The organism is Mycobacterium colombiense (assembly GCF_001672755.1).
Taxonomy (GTDB): Bacteria; Actinomycetota; Actinomycetes; order Mycobacteriales; family Mycobacteriaceae; genus Mycobacterium; species Mycobacterium colombiense_C.
In genome coordinates this window covers 1-21,799 of the sequence record NZ_LZKI01000034.1, presented here as the reverse complement: position 1 = coordinate 21,799, position 21,799 = coordinate 1, and the positions used below count along the sequence as shown (strand labels likewise).

Here is a 21,799-nt window from a genome sequence, read left to right as displayed (position 1 = left end):
AGGCGCCGTTTTCAGGTGTGCCTCATGGTCATTGCGAGCTGGTGAGAGGCCAAATGTAATGTTGCTGCCATTTTTTCGCGACCGACGCACTGTGATTTGTTCGGCAGGTGCCGAAATTTCTTCTGCGCGACGCTTACTCATGCGGTGGGGGCGGTGGCTCCGGGGGTAGCGGCAGCCCGCAGCGGGCCAGTTCGTAACGCGGCACCCGGTCGATTCGGTATCCGGTGAACTGGAAGGAGTTCACCAGGTTGGACACGAATCGGTGCGGGGTCATCGGCGCGCGCACCGAACTGAGCACCGCCTTCGTCTCGGGGCATTGCAGCGCCGCGACGGCCTCTGCGATCCACCGCGCGTCCAGGTAGCCCGGTATCCCCGGAGGCAACTTCACCCAGGGGCCGTCGGCGATCACCCAGTCCGGAAAGAGGTTCTTGTCGTGTCCGATGCGGCCGTGCTTGAGCCGTTCGGTGTGTTGCGCAAGCGGATTCGCCAAACCGATCTGATCGATCACCCTGACATCGAGCCCAACGTTCATGCCGACCATGCCGAGGTTGGTGAAAAACACTGCATGCTGGGGTTTTTGCGGGGACTTGTCGCCCGGCGCCGGCTGGGCCTGGGGCACCAGGTCCCACTGGATGTAATTGCCCGACGGCAGCAGCAGCGCGCCTTCGGGCGTGTTGTTGAGGGCGGTCAGGATGGCCGCCATCCGCGGATAGCCCAGGTAGTCCGCGGCGGTCAGCGGGTGCGGGTTGCCGGTGGCCTGGGAGTAGAAGCGGCGCTCGTCCACGATCCCTGAGTAGGTGACGTGGGTGGCGTCGTCGCCCATCCCGGGTGAATTCGCCGCCCACAGTGCCCATCCGGCCAACCCCAGCCACAACGCGCTGGCCGCGCCGGCGACCCAGTTACCGGTTTCCCGCGAATAGTCCTGGCCGTCGGGGATGGCGATCGGAATGACGGCGACCGGCGCCAGCAGGCAGAACAGCGGGGCCAGCAGCACGCGGGCGTGCATGAAGTCGCCGCCTTGCCGGATCCAGTAGAGGGCCTGCAACAGCCCGCTGATCAGCACCCACGCCACCACCGCAGGCGGGCTGTGCACGGCGCGGGCCACCCGCCCGTAGTTGGGCGCCAGCGCGGGGCGCAGGAACGACGGCCGCCGGCGGGCGGCGAACAGCAGCACGCCCAGCGGCACGAGGAGCACCAGCGGGATCCACACCGCATAGGGCGCGTTGAAGTTGGAGAGGTAGATCATGCCCTGGGACCACTTGTCCCCGGCCGCGTCCTTGGCCAGGGCGGTGCCCGGCACCAGCAGGCCGTAGTAGCCCATCCGGAAGATCTCGTAGCCGACCGGCAGGAAACCCCCGGCCACCACGATCAGCACCCGGCGGCGCCAAGTCCGGGCGGCGACCAGCATCATGATCAGCGCCAGCCCGCCCATGAGCGCCAGCTCCGGCCGGACCAGCACGCTGAACCCGGCGACGAACGCCAGCAGGCCGGCGAACACCTTGTTATCGGTGCGGTTGCGCACCGGCTGCGCCCAGCAGACCATCATCCACCACAGCAGCCCGAGATAGCCCAGCGCCAAGCCACTTTCCAGCCCGGAGGTGGCGAAGTCCCGCGCCGGCGGCAGCGCGATGTAGACCAGGGCGCCGGCGGGCAACATGATGGCCCTGCGGCCCCGCAGGCTCGGGGCGTACAGCCGCGCGGCGCCCAGCATCAGCAGCGCCACCCCCACCACCGAGAGCGCGAGCGCCAGCGCGAGCGCCACGTACTCCATGCGCAGCGGGCCGCCGACCCAGCTGCCGACGTACATCAGGTAGGTCCAGGCCGTGGAGGTGTTGGCCTCGACCCGTTCGCCCTGGTTGAAAACCGGCCCGTTGCCGGCGAGCAGATTGCGCACGGTGCGCAGCACGATCAGCCCGTCGTCGGCGATCCACCGCCGCTGCCAACTCCCCCACCCGAACAGGATGGCGACCAACGCCACGCTGATCCACAGGCTGACCCGAACCATCGTGGTGTACGGAAACAACGGCCAGCCGGGCCGCCTGATCACCGGCCGGCTGCGCATCATGCGCGCTTTGAGAGCCTGCAGTTCGGGGCTAACCGAAGGCAACGGCGGCTCCGACCGTCGCGATCCACGCCAGGAACAGCAGCTGCAGCACCCGGTCCCGCAGCGCGATGTCTTCGGGTTCGCCGGCCAGCCCGCCGTCGACGTCGACCGCGTAGCGCAGGATCGCGATGGTGAACGGGACCATGGACACCGCGAACCAGGATCCCGAATGGTGGTCGCGCTCGAACGCCCACAGGCCGTAGCAGATCACCACCGCGGTGGCCGACAGCGTCCAGACGAAGCGCAGGTAGGTGCTGGTGTAGCTCTCCAGCGACTTGCGGATCGCCGCGCCGGTGCGCTCGGCCAGCTGCAGCTCGGCGTAGCGCTTGCCGGCCACCATGAACAGCGAAGCGAACGCCGCCGACAACAGGAACCACTGCGACAGCGGGATGTCGGTGGCCACACCCCCGGCGATGGCCCGCAGCAGATAGGCCGACGACACGATGCAGATGTCAAGCACGGCTTGATGTTTGAGGCCGAAGCAATACGCCAGCTGCATGACGAGGTAGACGGCCATCACCAGCGTCAGGTTGGGCGTCACCGCCCACGCGATGCCCAGCGAAGCCACGCCCAGCAGCAGCGCCAGGAAGTAGGCCAGCCACTCGGGGACGATGCCCGCCGCGATCGGCCGGAACCGTTTGGTCGGGTGTTCGCGGTCGGCCTCGACATCGCGCACGTCATTGACCAGATACACCGACGACGCCCCGAGGCTGAACACCACGAACGCCAACCCCACCTGAGTGAGCATCTGCCCGTAGTCGTAGCGGATACCGCTGCCCAGCCCGGCCACCGGAGCGGCCAGCACCAGTACGTTCTTCACCCACTGCCGGGGGCGGATCGCCTTGATCACCCCGGAGATCAGGTTCGCGGGCGGTCGGGTCACGACGTCCTCACTCATGCGGCTTCACCTCTTGCGAGCTCTCCTGCGCGGCGCGCGACCGCCGCGACGACGGCACCGAGGGCGATGCCGAACGCCACGTCGCTGGGGTAGTGCACTCCCAGCAGCATCCGCGACAACGCCATCGGGGGCACCAGGACGGCGGGCAGCGGCAGACCCGTGGTGCGGCCCATCAGCACCGCCGCGGCGGTGGTCGAGGTGGCATGCGCCGACGGGAAACTCAGTTGGCTGGGCGTGCCGACGTTGACCGCGACGGCGGGATCATGCGGCCGCTTGCGGCGCACGATCCGCTTGACGACGACGGCCGCGGCGTGTGCGGCGAACGCCCCGGCGCCGGCCACCAGCCAGTCCCAGCGCCGCTTCGGGGACAGCACCGCTCCGAGCGCGGCGACGGCCACCCAGCCGATGCTGTGCTCGCCGAAGTGGGACAGCCCGCGCGCCACCGGCAGCACCCCGGGCCGATCGCCCAGTACCGCCTGGACTGCGACCAGCGCGGCCACCTCGCCGCGGGGCGCCTGCGCAGCGGCGGCCTCATGCATGTTCTGCAGCGGGCAGCAACGCCGTCTCCCACTTCTGCTTGCTGGACAACACGGGCAGAGCATCGCGATACACCCGGCGCATCTCGTCGAACCGGCTGAGCAGCTGGCGCTGCCGGCGCAGCGATGCGAACAACAGCGAGAACATCTTTCGGCGGTCCCGCTGCCGGTAGACCACGCCGCAACCGTCGGCCGTGGTGACCGTCACGCCGTCGACCGTGCACAGCCGGAACCAGCGCGCATCCTGGGTCGGGACGTTGAACTCGGGGCGGGTGTGGGAGTCGATGTCGGCCTTGGTCATGTTGTGCAGGACGCCGCGGGCCAGCCGGTAGCTGATCGACACCGGGTTCACCGGCGGCTTCATCGCCTTGGTCTTGTTCTGCGGCGCCGGCAGCTCGCTGGCCGCCGGCAGCACGACGGCATCCGGGTATTCCTTGCGCAACCGGTGCACCTCCGGCAGACCCGATTCCAGGATCGAGAAGATGTGCTCCGGGCCGGCGAGGAAGTCATCGATGGCCCGGTTCTGAATCGCGACAGTCGAATACTCAAGGCAAGCAAGGTGTTTCAGTGTCGCCTTGAGGTGGCTGCGGACCAGTCCGGTGATGTCGCCGTCCCAGTGCAGTGCCGCCACCACCAACCGGTTGCGCAGGTGGAAGTAGGCCTGCCAGTCGATGGCGTCGTCCTTGTCGCTCCAGGCCATGTGCCAGATCGCGGCGCCGGGCAGCGTGACCGTCGGATAGCCGTGCTCGCCGGCGCGCAGGCCGTATTCGGCGTCGTCCCATTTGATGAACAGCGGCAGCGGTTGGCCCAGTTCCTCGGCGACCTGCCGTGGGATCATGCACGTCCACCAGCCGTTGAAGTCGACGTCGATGCGCCGGTGCAGCAGTGCGCTCCGATCGTTCTTGTCGTTCAACGGAAATTCGGCGAAGTTGTGGTCGTACTCGGCGTGCGGCGCGGCGGTCCACATGAAGTTCGCCTGGTTGACGACCTCGCCCATGATGTGCAGGTGCGACGGCTCCTGCAGGTTGAGCATCTGCCCGCCGATGAGCGTCGGCTTCTTGGCGAAGCGGTTGAGCGCCAGCACCCGCAGGATCGTGTCCGGTTCGATGCGGATGTCGTCGTCCATGAACAGGATCTGTTGGCAGTCGGTGTTTTTCAGCGCTTCGTACATCACCCGGCTGTAGCCGCCGGAGCCGCCGAGGTTGGGCTGGTCATGGATGGACAGCCGGCTGCCCAGTCCTGCCGCCGCTGCCGCGAAGTCCGGGTGGTCGCGCACCTTGCGCACACCCTGGTCCGGCACGATCACCGCACCGATCACCTTGTCCACCAACGGATCCGCGGTGAGGTCGGCCAGCGCGTTGACGCAGTCCGCGGGCCGGTTGAACGTGGGGATGCCGACGGCGATGTTGGCCGTGCCCGGTGCGGGCTCGGTGGCATACCAGCCGCCGCTGATGAGGTTGACCGCGGTGTCGGTGGTGATGTCGAACCAGATCCAGCCGCCGTCCTCGAACGGCTTGAGCGGTACCTCGATCTCCACGACGGCCGGCTGGTCGTCGGTGCCGACGAATTGGCGGCCCTCCACCGAGATTCGCACCCCGGTCGCCTTGGTCCGGTACACGTCGACTCGCCCGGTGCCGGTCAGCTCGACCCGCAGCGCCACCGACTGACAGATGGACCAGCGGCGCCAGTAGCTGGCCGGAAACGCGTTGAAGTAGGTGGCGAACGACACCTCGGACTCTTTGCCGATCTCCAGCGACGTGCGGCTGGTGGCGTGGGCACGCCGGGCGTTGGTCGTCGACTCCTCGAGATACAGCTTGCGCACGTCGAGCGGCTCGCCGGGACGCGGCAGGATGATCCGGGACAGCAGGCTCACGGCACTCATTTAGGCGCCACTCCTTCTCATCGCTTCGCTGTGCATCGTCGTGGCGCGCATCAGCGCGCGCCTTCCTCTTTGTTCTGGGCTTCAATCAGGGATGCGCCGTCCCGCAGGTGCGGCGCGAGCACGTTGTCGTACATGTTCAGGGCGCTGGCGATGGCCATGTGCATATCCAGATACTGATAGGTGCCCAGCCGGCCGCCGAACAGTACCTTCGACGACGCCGTCTCGGCCTTGGCCCTGGCTCGGTAGGCGGCCAACAGGGCACGGTCGGCTTCGGTGTTGATCGGATAGTAGGGCTCGTCGTCGTCTTCGGCGAAGCGCGAGTACTCCCGCATGATCACGGTCTTGTCGGCGGGATAGTCGCGCTCGGTGTGGAAGTGACGGAACTCGTGGATGCGGGTGTAGGGCACGTCGGGGTCGTTGTAGTTCATCACCGGAGTGCCCTGGAAATCCCCGATGGGCAGCACTTCCAGCTCGAAATCGAGGGTGCGCCAGCCCAGCCGGCCTTCGGCGTAGTCGAAGTAGCGGTCGAGAGGTCCGGTGTAGACGACGGGCGCATCGGGGCTGTCCGCGCGCAGTTGGTCGCGCACGTCGAACCAGTCCGTGTCCAGCCTGACCTCGATGCGATCGTCGGCGGCCATGTTGCGCAGCCAGGCCGTGTAGCCGTCGGCGGGCAGGCCCTCGTAGGTGTCGCTGAAGTAGCGGTTGTCGAAGGTGTAGCGCACCGGCAGCCGGGTGATGTTCGCCGCCGGCAGCTCCTTGGGGTCGGTCTGCCACTGCTTGGCGGTGTATCCCTTGACGAAGGCCTCGTAGAGCGGCCGGCCGATCAGCGAGATCGCCTTCTCCTCGAGGTTCTGCGCGTCGGCCGTGTCGATCTCCGCGGCCTGCTCGGCGATGAGCTTGCGGGCTTCGTCCGGGGTGAAGTACTTGCCGAAGAACTGCGACACCAGGCCCAGCCCCATCGGGAACTGGTAGGCCTGCCCGTTGTGCATCGCGAAGACGCGGTGCCGGTAGTCGGTGAAGTCGGTGAACTGCCGCACGTAGTCCCAGACCCTCTTGTTGGAGGTGTGGAACAGGTGGGCACCGTACTTGTGCACCTCGATGCCGGTGTGCGGCTCGGCTTCTGAGTAGGCGTTGCCACCGATGTGCGGTCGGCGGTCCACGACGAGGACGCGCTTCCCGAGCTGGGTAGCCACGCGCTCGGCAATGGTCAGTCCGAAGAATCCAGAGCCGACGACGAAAAGATCGAAACGAGCGGTCATCGGTTGCTTAGGGTATCCGACCGCGTGGCCCTAACCCATTTGGCGAGGCCATGCAGGGGCGTTCGCCCTGTGACGACGCCCGTTGGGGCGCCCAGGCTCCGCGATCACAGTCGTGGTCGCAATTGCCTCACGATTCAATATCACCACTCTAGTAACAGGTTCACCACTCGTACCATCGACCTTGTGTGATTCCCACCAGTTAGGAGCGGTGGGACGCGCCGACACAACACATAGTCAGATAGAGGAGACTTCCGTGCCGAACCGACGCCGACGCAAGCTCTCAACAGCCATGAGCGCGGTTGCCGCCCTGGCAGTGGCGAGTCCTTGCGCGTACTTCCTTGTCTACGAATCGACCGCCGGCAACAAGGCGCCCGAGCACCACGAGTTCAAGCAGGCCGCGGTGATGAGCGACCTGCCCGGCGAGCTGATGGGCGCGCTGTCGCAGGGCCTGTCGCAATTCGGGATCAACATGCCCCCGATACCCGCCTTGAACGGGGGTGCGACCGGCACGCCGGGTCTCGCCAGCCCCGGTCTGGGCACTCCGGGCCTCGGGACTCCCGGGCTGGGCACGACGGGCCTGACCAATCCGGGCGTGACCAGCCCCGGCCTGACGAGCCCCGGCCTGACAAGCCCGGGTATGACGAGCCCCGGTATGGCACCCATGACGCCCGGGCTGACCGCGCCCGGCGCGTTGCCGACCACCCCCGGTGGCGGTGTCGCGACCCCGGGTGCCGGGCTCAACCCGGCACTGTCCAACCCCGGGCTGACCAGCCCGGCCGGGGTCACTCCGGGCCTCGGCGGCCCGGCGATGTCGCCGAGCGAGGTGCCGATCGACTCCGGAGCCGGGCTGGACCCGGGCGCCGGTGGCACCTACCCGATCCTGGGCGACCCGTCGACCTTCGGTAACGCTTCGCCGATCGGCGGCGGTACCGGCCTGGGCGGCGGTTCGGGCACCGGTGGTGCCAGCGGCGGCCTGGTCAACGACGTGATGCAAGCCGCCAACCAGCTGGGTGCGGGCCAGGCGATCGACCTGCTCAAGGGCCTGGTCATGCCGGCCATCACGCAGGGCATGCACGGCGGCGCGGGTGCCGCCGGAGCCCTGCCGGGTGCCGCCGGTGCCCTGCCGGGTGCGGCCGGTGCCCTGCCGGGCGCCGCGGGTGCCCTGCCTGGTGCCGCCGGTGCCCTCCCGGGTGCCGCCGCGGGCGCTCTTCCCGCCGCCGCGGGTGCGGCCGGTGCGTTGCCGGCGGCCGCCGGTGCGGTACCGACACTGCCCCCGGTCTAGTCCTTTACAAACCCTCCACAAGACGGCACCGCAGAATCATCTGCGGTGCCGTCGATTTTGTGCAGATTCGCCGGTGCTCAGTTCGTGTCGTCCCATAGATAACATTAGAAACACACGTAACATCGGCTGGTGTCTCGCAGTCGCGCGCCGACGATGTTGCTCACCGCCATGGCGGCGACCGTCGTCCTCGTCTCGTGGGTGGCGGACACGACACGCGACCGCGGCACCGCGGGCGCGCCGCCGTCACGCGGCACCCAACTCGTCGAGCAACCGCTGGTCGGGCTGGGCGCGGGCGTCACGGTTCGCGAAATCAGTCAGGCCACCCCGTTTTCTCTGGTCGCTCTGACCGGCGACCTGGCCGGCACGTCGACCCGCGTGCGCGCGAAGCGCCCCGACGGCTCGTGGGGCCCCTGGTATCAGACCGAGTACGAGACCGCGGCACCCGATCCGGCGTCCCGAGCGGGCGGCGACGAGTCCGCGGGACCCGACCATGCCGGCGCGGCGGCCGAGGGGCCCCGCGGCACCGATCCGGTGTTCGTCGGCACCACCACGACCGTCCAGATCGCGGTCACCCGTCCGCTCGACGCGGCGGTGACCCAGGCGCCGCCGGCGCCGGCGAGCGAGAAGACCGACCTGGGCTACAAGCCGGCATCCAGGGAACAGCCCTTCGGCCAGAACATCTCGGCCGTCCTCATCTCCCCACCGCAAGCGCCGGCCGAAACGCATTGGACACCACCGGCCGGGGTGTTGATGCCCGGCCAGGCTCCGCCCATCATCAGCCGCGCGCAGTGGGGCGCCGACGAGTCGCTGCGCTGCGGTAGCCCGCAGTACGACAACGGGATTCGCGCGGCGGTCGTGCACCACACCGCGGGTAGCAACGACTATTCGCCGCTGGAATCGGCCGGCATCGTCAAGGCCATCTACACCTATCACAGCAAGACGCTGGGCTGGTGCGACATCGCCTACAACGCGCTGGTCGACAAGTACGGCCAGGTATTCGAGGGCAGCGCGGGCGGGCTCACCAAGGCGGTCGAGGCCTTCCACACCGGCGGATTCAACCGCAACACCTGGGGCGTGGCGATGATCGGCAACTTCGACGACGTGCCCCCCACGCCGATCCAGCTCAGGACCGTGGGCCGACTGCTCGGCTGGCGTCTGGGCCTGGACGGCGTCGACCCCAAGGGCACGGTGCAACTGGAGTCGGCCGGCAGCCACTACACCACCTTCCCCGCCGGCTCCATCGCGACGCTGCCGACCATCTTCACCCACCGCGACGTCGGGAACACCGATTGCCCGGGCAACGCGGCCTACGCGCTGATGGACGAAATGCGTGACATCGCATCGCATGTCAACGATCCGCCGGAAGAACTGCTCAAGGCGCTGCAGGGCGGTGCCATCTATGACCACTGGCAGGCGATCGGCGGGATGGGCAGCGTGCTGGGCTCGCCGACCTCCCCGGAGGACAGCGCGGAAGGCGACGCCCGCTTCGTCACGTTCGCCCGGGGCGCGATGTACTGGTCACCCGAGACCGGCGCCCAGCCGGTCACCGGAGCCATCTACGACGCCTGGGGCTCCGAGAGCTACGAACGCGGCCCGCTCGGCTTGCCGACCAGCGCGGAAATTCAAGAGCCGCTGCAGATTACGCAGAACTTCCAGCACGGCACGCTGAACTACGAGCGGCTGACCGGAAACGTCACCGAGGTCGTGGACGGGATCACGGTTCCGCTGACGACCGAATTACCAAGCGGCCCAACGGTTCCGGCCGAGCACTTCTCACTGCCGTCGCACCCCACCCCGACGTGACCGACGGCTAAAGCCACCAGCGTTCCAGCACCCGGCCCACCCCGTCGTCGTTGTTCGCGGTGGTGACCTCGTCGGCGGCCGCCTGCACGTCCGGATGGGCATTGCCCATCGCCACGCCGTGCCCCGCCCAGCGCAGCATCGGCAGGTCGTTGGGCATGTCGCCGAACGCCACCACCTCCTCGCGGGCGATCTCCAGCGGCCGGGCAATCTCCTCGATGCCGGTGGCCTTGCTGGTGCCCAGCGGCACGATCTCGATCAGGCCGTTGTTGGTGGAGTAGGTGATGTCGCCCTCGATGCCGACGTGCTTGGCCAGTTCGGCCGCCATGTCGGCGCTGCGGGCCCCGGAGCGGCGAATGAGCAGCTTGATGGCCGGGGCGCTGAGCAGATCCTGGATCGACACCTCGGTGTTATCCGGGTTCAGCCAGGCATGCTCGTAGCCCGGCGAGCTGACGAACTGGGGCGTCGCCGTGTCGTGGGCGCTTTCGCCGATGCGCTCGACGGCCAGCCCCGCACCGGGGATGACGCGGGTCGCCAGCTCCGCCAGCTCGGCAAGGGTGTCGACGGGCAGCGTGCGGGTCGACAGCACCCGGTCGGTCGCGGCGTCATAGATGACGGCACCGTTGGCGCACACCGAGACTGGCGCGAAACCCAGTGCATCGACGACGGGCCGGATCCAGCGCGGCGGACGGCCGGTCGCCACTACGAACTGCGCGCCTGCGGCCACCGCGGCGCGGATCGCGTCGCGGGTGCGCGGTGAGATCGTCTCGTCGTCGTCGAACAGGGTGCCGTCGACGTCGCAGGCGATGAGCGCCGGCAGGGTCATCGGAACCACCCGCCCCGGCGGCCGGCCGGACCGCTCAATGCCGCCCGCTCTGGTTCTGGCCGGGTCGCGTCACGCCGTCGGTTCCATACTTCTGCAACCGCTCCTGCAACTCCGACAACCGCAGGGCCCGGGAATCCTCCTGGGTGGGTGCGCTGCCGCCCAGCCGGCGCGGTACCCAGAATTCGTCTTTCGGGTGCGGATATTCCTCCTGCACCGAATACAGCAGGTCGTTCATCGCCGAACGCAGCAGCAGGTTGAGTTCCTCGGGCGTGCCCCGCGACGGCAACGGCCGACCCGCCGCCACGGTGATCGGCACCTTGTTGCGAAACACCTTCTTCGGGTGGTCCTTGGGCCAGATCCGGTGAGCGCCCCACACGACGATCGGAACGATCGGCACCTGGGCGTCCAGCGCCATGCGCGCCGCCCCGGTCTTGAACTCGCGCAGCTCGAAACTGCGACTGATGGTCGCCTCGGGGTGCATCCCGATCAGCTCACCCTCGCGCATGCGCTGCACGGCCACATCGAGGGCGTCGTGTCCCGACCGGCGATCCACCGGGATCAGCCGGGCGTGATTGATGACGTAGTTGACCGCCTTCACGTCGGCCATCTCCGCCTTGATCATGAAGTACGCGCGCCGCTTGCGCTCACGGACTGCCATCAGCGTCGGAAGCCAGTCCAGGTAGCTGGTGTGGTTCTGGGCCAGCAGGGCGCCGCCGCGCTCCGGAATGTTCTCCAGCCCGCGGTAGGTGAACTTGGTCCCCTGCATCGCGACCATCGGCGGGACGATCCACTCCGCCAACCGGTAGAACCCCTCGGGCATGTCTTCTCCTTCGCCTACTGCGACGGGCGCTCGGTCCTTTTCGCCGAGCGGGCCGCCGCCTCGGTGGCCTCCATGCGGGCGGCTTCCGCCAGGGTTGGCGCTCCGCCGCCCAGCCGGTGCGGCATCCAGTACGTCCCGGGCTCGCCGGGATAGTGCTGTTGCGCCCGGTGCAGCAAGGTGGTCATCGAGTCGCGCAGGGCAACGTCGGTCTGCGCGATGTCTTCGCGCGCCGGTATCGGCGCGCCTACCTGCACAGTAATGGGTATTTTGGCGCGGCCCACATTCCGCGGGTGATCCTTGGTCCAGATTCGCTGCGCTCCCCACACGATCACCGGCACGATCGGGACCTCGGCTTCGATGGCCATCCGGGCCGCGCCGGTCTTGAACTCCTTGAGCTCGAAGCTGCGGCTGATCGTGGCTTCCGGGTACACCCCGACCAACTCACCTTCGCGCAGCCGCTGCACCGCGATCGCATAGGCGCCCGCCCCGGCGCCGCGGTCGACCGGGATGGTCCGGGTGTGCTTGATCAGGAAATTGACCGGCCTGACCTGCTGCATCTCGGCTTTGATCATGAACCGCAGCCGGCGTCCCCGGCGGTGTACGGCCAGCGCGGCCGGCAGGAAGTCGACATAGCTGGTGTGGTTGATCGCCACCACCGCGCCGCCCCGCTCGGGGATCTGCTCCTCACCCCGATAGGTGATTGTGGTGCCGGTGGCCTTGACCGCCAGTTGAGCCAGAAGCTCCAAAGCGCGGAAGGTCGGCTCCACCATCGGTCACTACTCCGACGCCCCTGCGGACCGGGCCCGGCGGGCCGCCCGGGCGGCCGCCTCCTCGGCCTCCAGCTGGGCCGCCTGCGCCAGCGACGGAGCGCCTCCACCCAACCGGTGGGGCACCCAGAACTCGCCGGCCGGGTGCGGCCCATACATCTCCTGGGCGCGCTCCAGCAGATGCTGCATGCGCGAATGCAGCAGCCCCTTCAGTTCCTCGATGCCCAGCGTCGGCTCGATCGGTTCGCCGACCAGCACCGTGATCGGAACCTTCGGACGCCACAGCTTCTTCGGGTGGTCCTTGGTCCAGATCCGCTGGGCACCCCAGACGATGTGCGGAACGATCGGCACCCCGGCCTCCACGGCCATGCGCGCGGCCCCCGACTTGAATTCCTTGATCTCGAAGCTGCGGCTGATCGTGGCCTCGGGGTAGACGCCGACCAGCTCGCCGTCCTTCAGGTGCCGGACGGCGGCCTCGAAGGAGGCGGCGCCGTCTTGCCGATTCACCGAGATGTGCCGCAGGCTGCGCATGATCGGCCCGGTGAACTTGTGGTCGAAAACCTCCTGCTTGGCCATGAACCGCACCTTGCGGCCCAGGCCCTGCTTGTACGCAGGCAGGCCGGCGAAGGTGAAGTCCAGGTAGCCGGTGTGGTTGATCGCGATCACCGCACCGCCGCTTTTCGGCAGGTTCTCCACGCCCGTGATGGTGATCTTCAGACCCTGGACACGCCACACCAGGCGGGCGAGCTGAATGACAGTCCCGTAAACCGGTTCCACAGCAGTTCAGCCTAATGCTCCCGGCCGGGCGCCGCCCTAACAGCCGGAAATCCCGGGGTGGGCGGGCCGGGTGGCCGCGCGCCGTCACCGGACGGCGGTGACGGGCCGATGGTGCAGGCCCGCGCTAAGCTCGGGGGCTGAAAAGCCGTCATCCCCGGCCGAGGCCGCAGCAGGCTTTAACCGGCCCCAGGAAGGTATCAGTGCAGGTCACCAGCGTCGGCCACGCCGGATTTCTGATCCAGACCCAAGCGGGCAGCATCCTGTGCGACCCGTGGGTCAATCCCGCCTACTTCGCGTCGTGGTTCCCGTTCCCGGACAACAGCACGCTGGACTGGGACGACCTGGGTGACTGCGACTACCTGTATATCTCGCACCTGCACAAGGACCACTTCGACGCGAAGAACCTGGCCGAGCACGTCAACAAGGACGCGGTGGTGTTGCTGCCGGACTTCCCGGTGCCCGACCTGCGAAATGAGTTGGAGAAGCTGGGTTTTCACCGGTTCTTCGAGACCAGCAACTCGGTCAAGCACCGGATCGGCGGTCCGAAGGGCGACCTCGACGTCATGATCATCGCCCTGCGGGCGCCGGCCGACGGCCCGATCGGTGATTCGGCGCTGCTGGTTTCCGACGGCGCGACAACGGTTTTCAACATGAATGACGCCCGGCCGGTGGACCTGGACGTGCTGGCGTCCGAGTTCGGGCACATCGACGTGCACATGCTCCAGTACTCGGGGGCCATCTGGTATCCGATGGTCTACGACATGCCGGCCCGCGCCAAGGAGTCCTTCGGTGTCCAGAAGCGGCAACGGCAGATGGACCGCGCCCGCCAGTACCTCGCCCAGGTCGGGGCGACGTGGGTGGTTCCCTCGGCGGGCCCGCCCTGCTTCCTGGATCCGGAGCTGCGCGACCTCAACGACGACCACGCGGATCCGGCCAACATCTTCCCGGACCAGATGGTCTTCCTGGACCAGATGCGCACGCACGGCAACGACGGCGGGCTGCTGATGATGCCCGGGTCGACCGCCGACTTCACCGGCTCCACCCTGAATTCACTGACCCATCCGCTGCCCACGGACGAGGTCGAGGCCATCTTCACCACGGGTAAGGCCGACTACATCGCGGAGTACGCCGAACGGATGGCACCGGTCGTCGCCGCGCAGCGGGCCGGCTGGGCGCCGGCGACCGGGGAGCCACTGCTGGAACCGCTGCGCGCCCTGTTCGAGCCGATCATGTCGCAAAGCGACGAGATCTGTGACGGGATCGGCTATCCCGTCGAGCTGGTGCTCGGACCGGAGACCGTGATCCTTGACTTCCCGAAACGAGCTGTGCGGGAACGGATTCCGGATGAGAAGGTTCGCTACGGGTTCGCGATAGCACCGGAGTTGGTCCGCACCGTGCTGCGCGACGGCGAGCCGGACTGGGTCAACACCATCTTTCTGTCGACCCGATTCAGGGCCTGGCGAGTCGGCGGCTACAACGAGTACCTCTACACGTTCTTCAAGTGCCTGACCGACGAACGGATCGCCTACGCCGACGGCTGGTTCGCCGAGACCCACGACGACTCGGCCTCGGTCACGCTGGACGGCTGGGAGATTCAGCGCCGCTGCCCGCACCTCAAGGCCGACCTGTCGAAATTCGGTGTGGTCGAGGGAAACACGCTGACCTGCAACCTGCATGGCTGGCAGTGGCGACTGGACGACGGGCGCTGCCTGACCGCGAAGGGTCACCAGCTGCGGAGTTCGCGGGCGTGAGCGACTCCTACGGCTCCTACGATGATGGCCTGGTCCAGCTGGACCGCGCGGCGATCACGTTGCGCCGCTACCACTTTCCTTCGGGCACGGCGAAGGTGATCACACTCGATGCGATCCGTGGGTACAAAGCCGAAGACCTGGGGCTCTTCACCCACCGGTTCCGGATATGGGGCAGCTCGGACTTTCGCCGGTGGCTGCCGCTGGACATCAGCAGGCCCTTCAAGTCGAAGCTGATCACGCTGGACGTGCCGGGCACGCGACCCTCCCCGGCATTCACCCCGGTGCGCCCCGACGAGTTCACCGCCCTGTTGGACGAACTGCTCAGCCGGCGCGGCTAGGACGCGCGCTCTACCGGCCCAGGTCGGCGAGTGCTTGGCGCGCCGCGTTGTAGCCGGGGATGAAGGTGATCCCCGGGCCGCCGTGACAGCCGGCGCTGCCCAGATACAGGCCCTCGATCGGGATCGGCTGGCCGAGGAATCCCCGCGGGCCGGGCCGGTTGGGCCCGATCTGGTTCGCATTCAACAGGCCGTGGCAGTAGTCGCCGCCGGGGGCGCCGAACATCACGCCCATATGCCTGGGCGTGAAGGTGGTGTGCCTGATGATGCTGCGTTCGAAATTCGGGGCGAGCCTGGTGATCTTGTCGATCACCCGCTGGCCCATTTCGACCTTGGCCTGCCCGTAATCCACGTCGCCCTCGATCGGAAAGAACAGCGCGAAGGCCGACGCGGCGTGCTTTCCCTCCGGCGCCAGGTCCGGGTCGTTCTGCGACGGGATCTGCAGCACGACGGTCGGGTCGGCCGGGACGATTCCGCGCCGCGCGTCCTCCCATTGCTGCTGGACTTCCTCCGGTGTGCAGAACAGGCCGATCGAGGCCTGCATGGCCGGTTCGTTGAGTGCCTCGTAGGGCGCGGCGAAGACGGGCGCCTCCTCGAGCGCGAAGTGCATCTGCAGGTAGCTGCCGCGGTGGTCGATGCGCGCATAGCGTTCCCGGATGTCGGCGGGTAGCGCGGCGGGATCGATCATCTCGTTGAGCGTGACATCCGGTGCGATGCCGGAGACCACGATCGGGGCGTTCAGCGTCTCGCCCGCCTCGGTGCGTACCCCGGTCACCCGTCCGTCGGCGACCAGGATCTCGGTCACCTTGGTACGCAAGCGAAGTTCGCCGCCATGGCTCTGCAGCACGTCGCACAGGTGCGAGGTGAGTGCGCCGATGCCACCGCGCAGCTTCTTCATCTGCATGGTGTCGCCGTCGGGCACGCCGAGGCCGAAGGCGAGCGCGGCGGCGCTGCCGGGCGTGGACGGGCCCCGGTAGAGCGTGTTGACGGCCAGCACGGTCATCGAGCCGCGGATCGCGCCGAACTTCTCGCGGTCCGGCAGGTAGCGGTCCAACACGTCGGTGACCGAGCCGAACAACATGTCGTCGATCGCCGAGCGCTCGAATTCGTTTGTCGCACAGGCGTACATCTCGTCGATGCTCTTGGGTGGTGTTCCGGCTTCGAACCGGCCCAGCGCGCGGGTCGGCCCCTGACTCCAGGCCATCAGCCCCGCCATGCCGTTGACGGCGTCCGCGCCGTGCACCTCGTTGAGGTGGGTGAACAGCTTGATGGGGTCGCTGTACTGCACCAGCGGATCGTCGCCGACGCCGCGCACGGCCACCGACATCACGTCCAGGTCGAGCGTCGGAATCGTGTCCAGGCCCAGCTCGTCGACCACCACCTGGGACGTCGGGAATTGCACCGAGCCGGCGATCTCGAACTGGTACCCGTCGAAAAGCTCGACGGTGGAGGCCATGCCGCCGGCGTAGAGCTTGGGGTCCAGGCACACGGTCCGCAGCCCGGCCTTCTGCAGCAGCACGGCCGCGGTCAGCCCGTTGTGGCCCGCGCCGATAACTATCGCGTCGTAATCAGTCATGTCCTGCCCTCCGGAATGGAGGCTCGCACGACGTCAAAGTTTTGTCAATTATGACGAAACTTCACGGGCGGTTGCCGTGACCCAGGTGTCGGTGATCCCCGCCCGCAGCGACTCCAGCGCCGCATGGCACAGCCGCGCGAGTTCGCCCAGCGACCGCTCGTCGCCCTCCATCCAGACCTCCATCGCGCCGAACACCGCGGCCGCAATGCATCTCGCGGTGACCGCGGTACGCACCCGTCGGTCCGCCGTCGGATCCGCGGCGCGGTTGGCCCCGCGGCTGCGCCGTTGCAGCTGCGCGCCAATGGCGTCGGCGAAATCGGCCTGGACCTCCCGGATGTGCCGGACGATGCGGCCGGGGTCGAGTTCGTCGTGGCGCAGGGCAGCGATTTTGGCCACCGCGTCCACGTCATAGGGGAACGCGAAGATCGCCGACTGCACCGAATCGATGATCGCTTCGTCGGCCGGCCTGGCATCCAGGGCCGCGCGAAACCAGTGCAGCCCGGTGTAGTCGGCGAACAGCAGATCGTGCTTGGAGCTGAAGTGGCGGTAGAACGTCCGCAGCGACACCCCGGCGTCGGCGGCGATCTGCTCGGCCGACGTGTCTTCGACGCCCTGGGCCAGGAATCGCACCAGGGCGGCCTGCCGCAACGCTTCGCGAGTGCGCTCGCTGCGCGCCGTCTGTGCGGGCCTGACCATGGGAAGAAGGTACCCCAAGAACTTGATATGTCATTATTGACAAAACTTCGGCATCAGGGCGAGACTGCGCCAATGTCATCCATCATCATTCACTTTGCGCTCGGGCTGGCCTGCATCGCCGGGCTCATCGCGTCGAACAAGAAGATCTACGCCAAACCCGAAGGCGGACCGTGGTTGTCACCGCTGGAATGCGTCTACTACGCCGCGGGCATCGCTTCGATCGCACTGGGCTATTGGTTCAACGTCCACTTCGTGCTCGCGGCGCACGGGCAGGGAAACCTGATCTCCGGCCCGGCCAGCTATCCAGAATTCATCAAAGGACAATTCGCCACCCCGGCGTGCGGCTCGGGCAATCAGGACTACATGATCGCCAATGTCATTCTGATGCCGGTCTTTACCATCGTCGACGGCCTCCGCCGCGGCATTCGGCGCCCGTGGCTGTTCTTCCTGTCCAGCTTCTTCACCAGCTTTGCGTTCCCGTTCGCGTTCTACTTCGCGACGATGGAACGTCAGCGCCGGCACGAGCGGGACCGCGCGCCGGTCAACGCCTAGCCCAGCGGCTTGGTGGCCCGCCACTTCTGCCGACCGCCCCGGACGTCGGTGTGTACGTCGGCGAATCCCGCGGCCCGAAGCCGCCCGGGGAGGTCGCTCGGCGCGATCGGGTTGTAGGTGTCGGCGATGTGAATCAGCCGAAACGCCCATGACGGAACGCCGTCGCTGCCGGCGAACACCCCTCCGGGCTGCAGCACCCGGAACGCCTCGGCGAACAGGCGGTCCTGCAACTCGGGGCGCGGAACGTGGTGCAGCATCGTAAAGCACACCACAGAGGTGAAATCGTCTGCGGGCAACCCGGTTTCGCCGCCGTCGCCGTGGATGATGCGCGCCCGGTCGCCATAAAGACGCTGCAGGCGATCGGCCATCGCGGCGTCCACTTCGACCGCGGTGAGCGACGCCGCGCGCGCCAGCAGGGCGCGCAACGTCGCACCGTAGCCGGGACCGATCTCCAAAGTGCGCGCGCCCAATTCGACGTCGCGCAGCGCCCAGGGCAACAGCTCATCGGCCACCGACCTTTCCCAGGCCGCCGAGCTGCACCGGCGTCGGTGCAGGAGATTCATCGCCATCGTGATCCCGCCTTCCTGTGGGTCAACCACAACGCTATGCCGCCGCCGGTACTGCGGACTTCCGATACCCTGCCTAGATATGTCGGAATTCAGCCACCACGGGCCGGCGACGTCGTCGCAGACGTTGCCGCCGGGAGCGCAGATCGAACGGCACCGGCATCCCCTGCACCAGATCGTCTACCCGTCAACGGGCGCGGTCTCGGTGACGACCCCGGCGGGCACGTGGATCACGCCGGCGAATCGTGCCATCTGGATACCGGCGGGCTGCTGGCACGAACACAAGTTCCACGGCACCACGCGATTTCACGGCGTCGCGCTGGACCCCGGCCGCTACACCAACGGCCCCGCGGCGCCCGCCGTGCTGGCGGTCAATCCGTTGATGCGCGAGCTGATCATCGCGTGTTCGCAAACCGACGGCACCGATACCGACGAGCATCACCGGATGCTGGCCGTGCTGCACGATCAGTTACCGGCGACCGGCGTCGGGGAGCCGCTGTGGATTCCCACCCCCGTCGACGGCCGGCTGCGTCAAGCCTGCGCGTTGATCGCCGACAACCTGCGAGAGTCGTTGACGCTGCAGCAGATTGGCAACCGGGTCGGCGTCGGCCAGCGCACGCTGAGCCGACTGTTCAGCGACGAGCTGGCCATGACGTTCCCGCAGTGGCGCACTCAGGTCCGGCTGCAACACGCCCTCGTGCTGCTCGCCGAGCGACGCGATGTCACGTCGGTGGCGGCCGAATGTGGTTGGGCCACACCGAGTGCCTTCATCGACAGCTATCGGCGAGCGTTCGGGCACACTCCCGGCCAGCTGACCGGTAAGGCGTTCTAGCGGGCGGGCTCCAGCACTTCGGCGCCCACGAACGGCACCAGCGCCTCGGGCACCCGCACGCTGCCGTCGGGCTGCTGGTGATTCTCCAGGATCGCCACCAGCCACCGTGTGGTGCCCAGCGTGCCGTTGAGCGTGGCGGCGGTCTGCGGTTTGCCGGCCTCGTCGCGATACCGGGTGGCCAGCCGGCGGGCCTGGAACGTGGTGCAGTTCGACGTCGACGTCAGCTCGCGATAGGCACCCTGGGTCGGAACCCAAGCCTCACAATCGAATTTGCGCGCGGCCGACGAGCCGAGATCGCCCGCGGCGACGTCGATCACCCGGTACGGCACCTCGATGCGGGCCAGCATCTCGCGCTGCCAACCCAGCAGCCGCTGGTGTTCGGCCTCCGCGTCGGCGGGTCTGCAGTAGACGAAGCCCTCGACCTTGTCGAACTGATGCACCCTGATGATGCCGCGGGTGTCCTTGCCGTAGCTGCCGGCCTCGCGGCGGAAGCACGACGACCATCCCGCGTACCGCAGCGGCCCGCCGGACAGGTCCAGGATCTCGTCGGAGTGGTAGCCAGCCAGCGGCACCTCCGAGGTGCCCACCAGGTACAGGTCGTCGGCCTCCACCCGGTAGACCTCCTCGGCGTGCGCGCCCAGGAATCCGGTGCCGGCCATCACCTCCGGGCGCACCAGCACCGGCGGAATCATCGGGATGAAGCCGTTTTCAACGGCCAGCCGCAACGCCAGCTGCAACAGGCCCAGCTGGAGCAGCGCACCCTTGCCGGTCAGGAAGTAGAACCGCGACCCGGACACCTTGGCCCCGCGCTGCATGTCGATGAGCCCGAGCGATTCGCCGAGCTCCAGGTGGTCCTTCGGGTTGGCGATCGCCGCGGGCTCGCCGACCATGTCGAGGACGGCGAAGTCGTCCTGCCCTCCCGCGGGCACGCCGTCGATGACGACGTTGGAGATCGCCATGTGTGCCGCGGTGAACGCCGTCTCCGCGTCGGCCTGGGCGGTTTCGGCGACCTTCACCTGCTCGGCCAGTTCCTTGGCGCGCGCGAGCTTGGCCGGACGCTCCTCGGGGGACGCCGCCCCCACGCTCTTGCTGGCGGCCTTCTGCTCGGCCCGCAGCGAATCCGCCGACGAGATCGCGGCCCGGCGGGCTGCGTCGGCGGTCAGCAGGGCATCTACCAGCGACGGGTCCTCGCCACGACTGAGCTGGGAGCGGCGCACGACGTCGGGGTCTTCCCGGAGCTGCTTCAGGTCGATCACGGCCCTGAGACTACTTTCACCGCACCCCACCGGCTGGCGGCGCATCCACCCCTGCTGACCGCAGGACTCACATCAGTAACTTTTGTCACGCGTCTCAGGTGCTGCTGTCAGAATGGAGCGGATGTCGCAAGCGCCCGAGAAGGAACTTTCGGAAGCCCGGGAAGGCCGGGTGGTCGAGTCGTCCGCCGCCTCGACCGATGAGTCGTCCGGTCAGCAGCAGTCCGCCTTCGGTTGGCCGCGCAGCCTGCAGGCCCGGGCGACCCGGCGCGCGCTGCTGCTGACCGCGCTCGGCGGCCTGTTGATCGCCGGGCTGGTCACCGCCATCCCGGTAGGCGGCGGCGCGTCGGGGCGGTTCCTCGACAGCAGCCCGGTGCGCAGCACCGGCACCAAGAGCGACGCCGCCTTCAACCGGGCCTCCCCCGGCGAGTGCCTGATGTGGCCGGACACCACCCCGGAGTCGGCCAGGATCGTCAACTGCGGCGACGACCACAAGTTCGAGGTCGCCGAATCCATTGACATGCGGACGTTCCCGGGCTCGGAGTACGGGCCCAACGCCGCACCCCCGACGCCCGCCCGCATCCAGCAGATCACCCAGGAGCAGTGCGAGGCCGCCGTCCGCAATTACCTCGGCGCCAAGTTCGATCCGAACAGCCGGTTCACCGTCAGCCTGCTGTGGCCCGGTGACCGGGCCTGGCGCCAGTCCGGCGATCGCCGCATGCTGTGCGGCCTGCAGCTGCCCGGCATGAACAATCAGCAGCAGGCGTTCAAGGGCAAGGTCGCCGACGTCGACCAGTCCAAGGTGTGGCCGGCCGGCACGTGCCTGGGCATCGACTCGGCGACCAACCAGCCGACCGACGCGCCGGTCGACTGCGCGGCGCCGCACGCGATGGAGGTCACCGGCACGGTCAACCTGGCCGAGAAGTTCCCCGGGGCCCTGCCCGCCGAGCCCGACCAGGACGGCTTCATCAAGGATTCGTGCACCAAGATGACCGACGCGTACCTGGCGCCGGTCAAGCTGCGCACCACCACCCTGACGCTGATCTACCCGACGGTGCCGCTGGCCAGTTGGACGGCGGGCAGCCGCGAGGTGGCCTGCAGCATCGGCGCGACGCTGGGCAATGGCGGTTGGGCCACCCTGCTGAACAGCGCCAAGGGTCAGCTGCTGATCAACGGCCAACCGCCGGTGGCGCCGCCCGACATTCCCGAAGAGCGGCTCACCATGCCGCCGATTCCCCTGCAGGCGCCGGCGCAGTCGCCGTCCAGCCAGTCCGGCTCGGGTGCCGG

General features: G+C 68.1%; 20 protein-coding genes. 7 read left to right on the top strand and 13 right to left on the bottom strand.

Features of this window, described 5'->3' with window-relative positions; genetic code table 11:
- Window positions 1-133 precede the first annotated feature (133 nt).
- Genes aftB through glf form a run of 5 tightly spaced genes read right to left on the bottom strand, consistent with a single transcriptional unit; the run spans window position 134 to window position 6,679 of the window.
- On the bottom strand, window positions 134-2,107 hold the full coding sequence (aftB, locus tag A5708_RS04380) for a terminal beta-(1->2)-arabinofuranosyltransferase (protein ID WP_269199375.1): 1,974 nt from the start codon (window positions 2,105-2,107) through the stop codon (window positions 134-136).
- Window positions 2,094-3,002, bottom strand: coding sequence for a decaprenyl-phosphate phosphoribosyltransferase (locus tag A5708_RS04375; RefSeq protein ID WP_065027452.1), 909 nt, complete (start codon window positions 3,000-3,002; stop codon window positions 2,094-2,096). Before A5708_RS04375 ends, aftB begins: the two co-directional genes overlap by 14 nt.
- A complete protein-coding gene (locus A5708_RS04370; protein WP_196772529.1) occupies window positions 2,999-3,541 on the bottom strand; it encodes a phosphatase PAP2 family protein in 543 nt (180 codons plus the stop codon). The genes A5708_RS04375 and A5708_RS04370 overlap by 4 nt, the downstream gene beginning before the upstream one ends.
- Window positions 3,534-5,420: a glycosyltransferase gene (locus A5708_RS04365; RefSeq protein WP_065027451.1), complete on the bottom strand. Its 1,887-nt coding sequence runs from the start codon at window positions 5,418-5,420 to the stop codon at window positions 3,534-3,536. The genes A5708_RS04370 and A5708_RS04365 overlap by 8 nt, the downstream gene beginning before the upstream one ends.
- A 50-nt stretch (window positions 5,421-5,470) precedes the next feature.
- Complete coding sequence (glf, locus tag A5708_RS04360; protein ID WP_065027450.1) at window positions 5,471-6,679, bottom strand: UDP-galactopyranose mutase; 1,209 nt, start codon at window positions 6,677-6,679, stop codon at window positions 5,471-5,473.
- A 253-nt stretch (window positions 6,680-6,932) separates the two neighbouring features.
- Here glf and A5708_RS27375 point away from each other — a divergent pair, with 253 nt between their 5' ends.
- Together A5708_RS27375 and A5708_RS04350 are read left to right on the top strand one after the other, a co-directional pair.
- Window positions 6,933-7,961 carry a PirG gene (locus A5708_RS27375; protein ID WP_231117810.1) on the top strand — a complete coding sequence of 343 codons (1,029 nt, stop codon included), beginning with the start codon at window positions 6,933-6,935 and terminating at the stop codon, window positions 7,959-7,961.
- A 129-nt stretch (window positions 7,962-8,090) separates the two neighbouring features.
- On the top strand, window positions 8,091-9,764 hold the full coding sequence (locus A5708_RS04350) for an LGFP repeat-containing protein (protein ID WP_196772528.1): 1,674 nt from the start codon (window positions 8,091-8,093) through the stop codon (window positions 9,762-9,764).
- Window positions 9,765-9,771: 7 nt separating this feature from the next.
- On the opposite strand, the gene A5708_RS04345 is transcribed toward A5708_RS04350, so the two are convergent.
- The 4 genes from A5708_RS04345 to A5708_RS04330 are packed head-to-tail and all read right to left on the bottom strand — an operon-like array spanning window position 9,772 to window position 12,951.
- Window positions 9,772-10,587: a Cof-type HAD-IIB family hydrolase gene (locus A5708_RS04345; RefSeq protein WP_065027447.1), complete on the bottom strand. Its 816-nt coding sequence runs from the start codon at window positions 10,585-10,587 to the stop codon at window positions 9,772-9,774.
- A 34-nt stretch (window positions 10,588-10,621) separates the two neighbouring features.
- Window positions 10,622-11,407, bottom strand: a complete 786-nt coding sequence (locus tag A5708_RS04340; RefSeq protein WP_065027446.1) for a lysophospholipid acyltransferase family protein — start codon at window positions 11,405-11,407, stop codon at window positions 10,622-10,624.
- 14 nt (window positions 11,408-11,421) lie between these two features.
- Window positions 11,422-12,177 carry a lysophospholipid acyltransferase family protein gene (locus tag A5708_RS04335; RefSeq protein ID WP_065027445.1) on the bottom strand — a complete coding sequence of 252 codons (756 nt, stop codon included), beginning with the start codon at window positions 12,175-12,177 and terminating at the stop codon, window positions 11,422-11,424.
- Window positions 12,178-12,183: 6 nt separating this feature from the next.
- Window positions 12,184-12,951 (bottom strand): lysophospholipid acyltransferase family protein, encoded by a 768-nt coding sequence (locus A5708_RS04330; RefSeq protein ID WP_065027444.1) that lies wholly within the window; start codon window positions 12,949-12,951, stop codon window positions 12,184-12,186.
- 200 nt (window positions 12,952-13,151) lie between these two features.
- Between A5708_RS04330 and A5708_RS04325 the strand changes: the two genes are divergently transcribed.
- Both A5708_RS04325 and A5708_RS04320 read left to right on the top strand, forming a co-directional pair.
- The gene (locus tag A5708_RS04325; RefSeq protein WP_065027443.1) at window positions 13,152-14,702 is read left to right on the top strand and encodes an MBL fold metallo-hydrolase; all 1,551 of its coding nucleotides are present in this window, start codon (window positions 13,152-13,154) and stop codon (window positions 14,700-14,702) included.
- Window positions 14,699-15,040 (top strand): hypothetical protein, encoded by a 342-nt coding sequence (locus tag A5708_RS04320; RefSeq protein ID WP_065027442.1) that lies wholly within the window; start codon window positions 14,699-14,701, stop codon window positions 15,038-15,040. Before A5708_RS04325 ends, A5708_RS04320 begins: the two co-directional genes overlap by 4 nt.
- 10 nt (window positions 15,041-15,050) lie before the next feature.
- Here the strand turns inward: A5708_RS04320 and A5708_RS04315 are convergent, their stop codons facing one another.
- Together A5708_RS04315 and A5708_RS04310 are read right to left on the bottom strand one after the other, a co-directional pair.
- A complete protein-coding gene (locus A5708_RS04315) occupies window positions 15,051-16,613 on the bottom strand; it encodes a phytoene desaturase family protein (protein ID WP_065027441.1) in 1,563 nt (520 codons plus the stop codon).
- A 48-nt stretch (window positions 16,614-16,661) separates the two neighbouring features.
- On the bottom strand, window positions 16,662-17,309 hold the full coding sequence (locus A5708_RS04310; RefSeq protein ID WP_065027440.1) for a TetR/AcrR family transcriptional regulator: 648 nt from the start codon (window positions 17,307-17,309) through the stop codon (window positions 16,662-16,664).
- A 72-nt stretch (window positions 17,310-17,381) separates the two neighbouring features.
- Here A5708_RS04310 and A5708_RS04305 point away from each other — a divergent pair, with 72 nt between their 5' ends.
- Window positions 17,382-17,861, top strand: a complete 480-nt coding sequence (locus A5708_RS04305; protein ID WP_065027439.1) for a DUF2834 domain-containing protein — start codon at window positions 17,382-17,384, stop codon at window positions 17,859-17,861.
- Here the strand turns inward: A5708_RS04305 and A5708_RS04300 are convergent.
- A complete protein-coding gene (locus tag A5708_RS04300; protein WP_065027438.1) occupies window positions 17,858-18,430 on the bottom strand; it encodes a class I SAM-dependent methyltransferase in 573 nt (190 codons plus the stop codon). The genes A5708_RS04305 and A5708_RS04300 overlap by 4 nt on opposite strands.
- A gap of 79 nt (window positions 18,431-18,509) precedes the next feature.
- On the opposite strand from A5708_RS04300, the gene A5708_RS04295 reads away from it, so the two are divergent.
- Entirely contained in the window at window positions 18,510-19,259 is a 750-nt protein-coding gene (locus A5708_RS04295) for an AraC family transcriptional regulator (protein ID WP_065027437.1), read from the top strand.
- Here the strand turns inward: A5708_RS04295 and serS are convergent.
- Complete coding sequence (gene serS / locus A5708_RS04290; RefSeq protein WP_065027436.1) at window positions 19,256-20,515, bottom strand: serine--tRNA ligase; 1,260 nt, start codon at window positions 20,513-20,515, stop codon at window positions 19,256-19,258. The two genes, A5708_RS04295 and serS, sit on opposite strands and share 4 nt — an antisense overlap.
- 112 nt (window positions 20,516-20,627) lie before the next feature.
- Here serS and A5708_RS04285 point away from each other — a divergent pair.
- Window positions 20,628-21,799 (top strand): septum formation family protein (locus A5708_RS04285; RefSeq protein WP_065027435.1); only part of this gene is annotated, 1,172 nt, incomplete at its 3' end.

Excerpts from the sequence above, each read along its gene's own strand:
- A5708_RS04315 (WP_065027441.1), bottom strand. The coding sequence starts at position 16,613 with ATGACTGATTACGACGCGATAGTTATCGGCGCGGGCCACAACGGGCTG.
- A5708_RS04340 (WP_065027446.1), bottom strand. The coding sequence starts at position 11,407 with ATGCCCGAGGGGTTCTACCGGTTGGCGGAGTGGATCGTCCCGCCGATG.
- A5708_RS04345 (WP_065027447.1), bottom strand. The coding sequence starts at position 10,587 with ATGACCCTGCCGGCGCTCATCGCCTGCGACGTCGACGGCACCCTGTTC.
- A5708_RS04375 (WP_065027452.1), bottom strand. The coding sequence starts at position 3,002 with ATGAGTGAGGACGTCGTGACCCGACCGCCCGCGAACCTGATCTCCGGG.
- A5708_RS04365 (WP_065027451.1), bottom strand. The coding sequence starts at position 5,420 with ATGAGTGCCGTGAGCCTGCTGTCCCGGATCATCCTGCCGCGTCCCGGC.
- A5708_RS04335 (WP_065027445.1), bottom strand. The coding sequence starts at position 12,177 with ATGGTGGAGCCGACCTTCCGCGCTTTGGAGCTTCTGGCTCAACTGGCG.
- A5708_RS04300 (WP_065027438.1), bottom strand. The coding sequence starts at position 18,430 with ATGGCGATGAATCTCCTGCACCGACGCCGGTGCAGCTCGGCGGCCTGG.
- A5708_RS04310 (WP_065027440.1), bottom strand. The coding sequence starts at position 17,309 with ATGGTCAGGCCCGCACAGACGGCGCGCAGCGAGCGCACTCGCGAAGCG.
- A5708_RS04295 (WP_065027437.1), top strand. The coding sequence starts at position 18,510 with ATGTCGGAATTCAGCCACCACGGGCCGGCGACGTCGTCGCAGACGTTG.
- glf (WP_065027450.1), bottom strand. The coding sequence starts at position 6,679 with ATGACCGCTCGTTTCGATCTTTTCGTCGTCGGCTCTGGATTCTTCGGA.
- A5708_RS04370 (WP_196772529.1), bottom strand. The coding sequence starts at position 3,541 with ATGCATGAGGCCGCCGCTGCGCAGGCGCCCCGCGGCGAGGTGGCCGCG.
- A5708_RS04305 (WP_065027439.1), top strand. The coding sequence starts at position 17,382 with ATGTCATCCATCATCATTCACTTTGCGCTCGGGCTGGCCTGCATCGCC.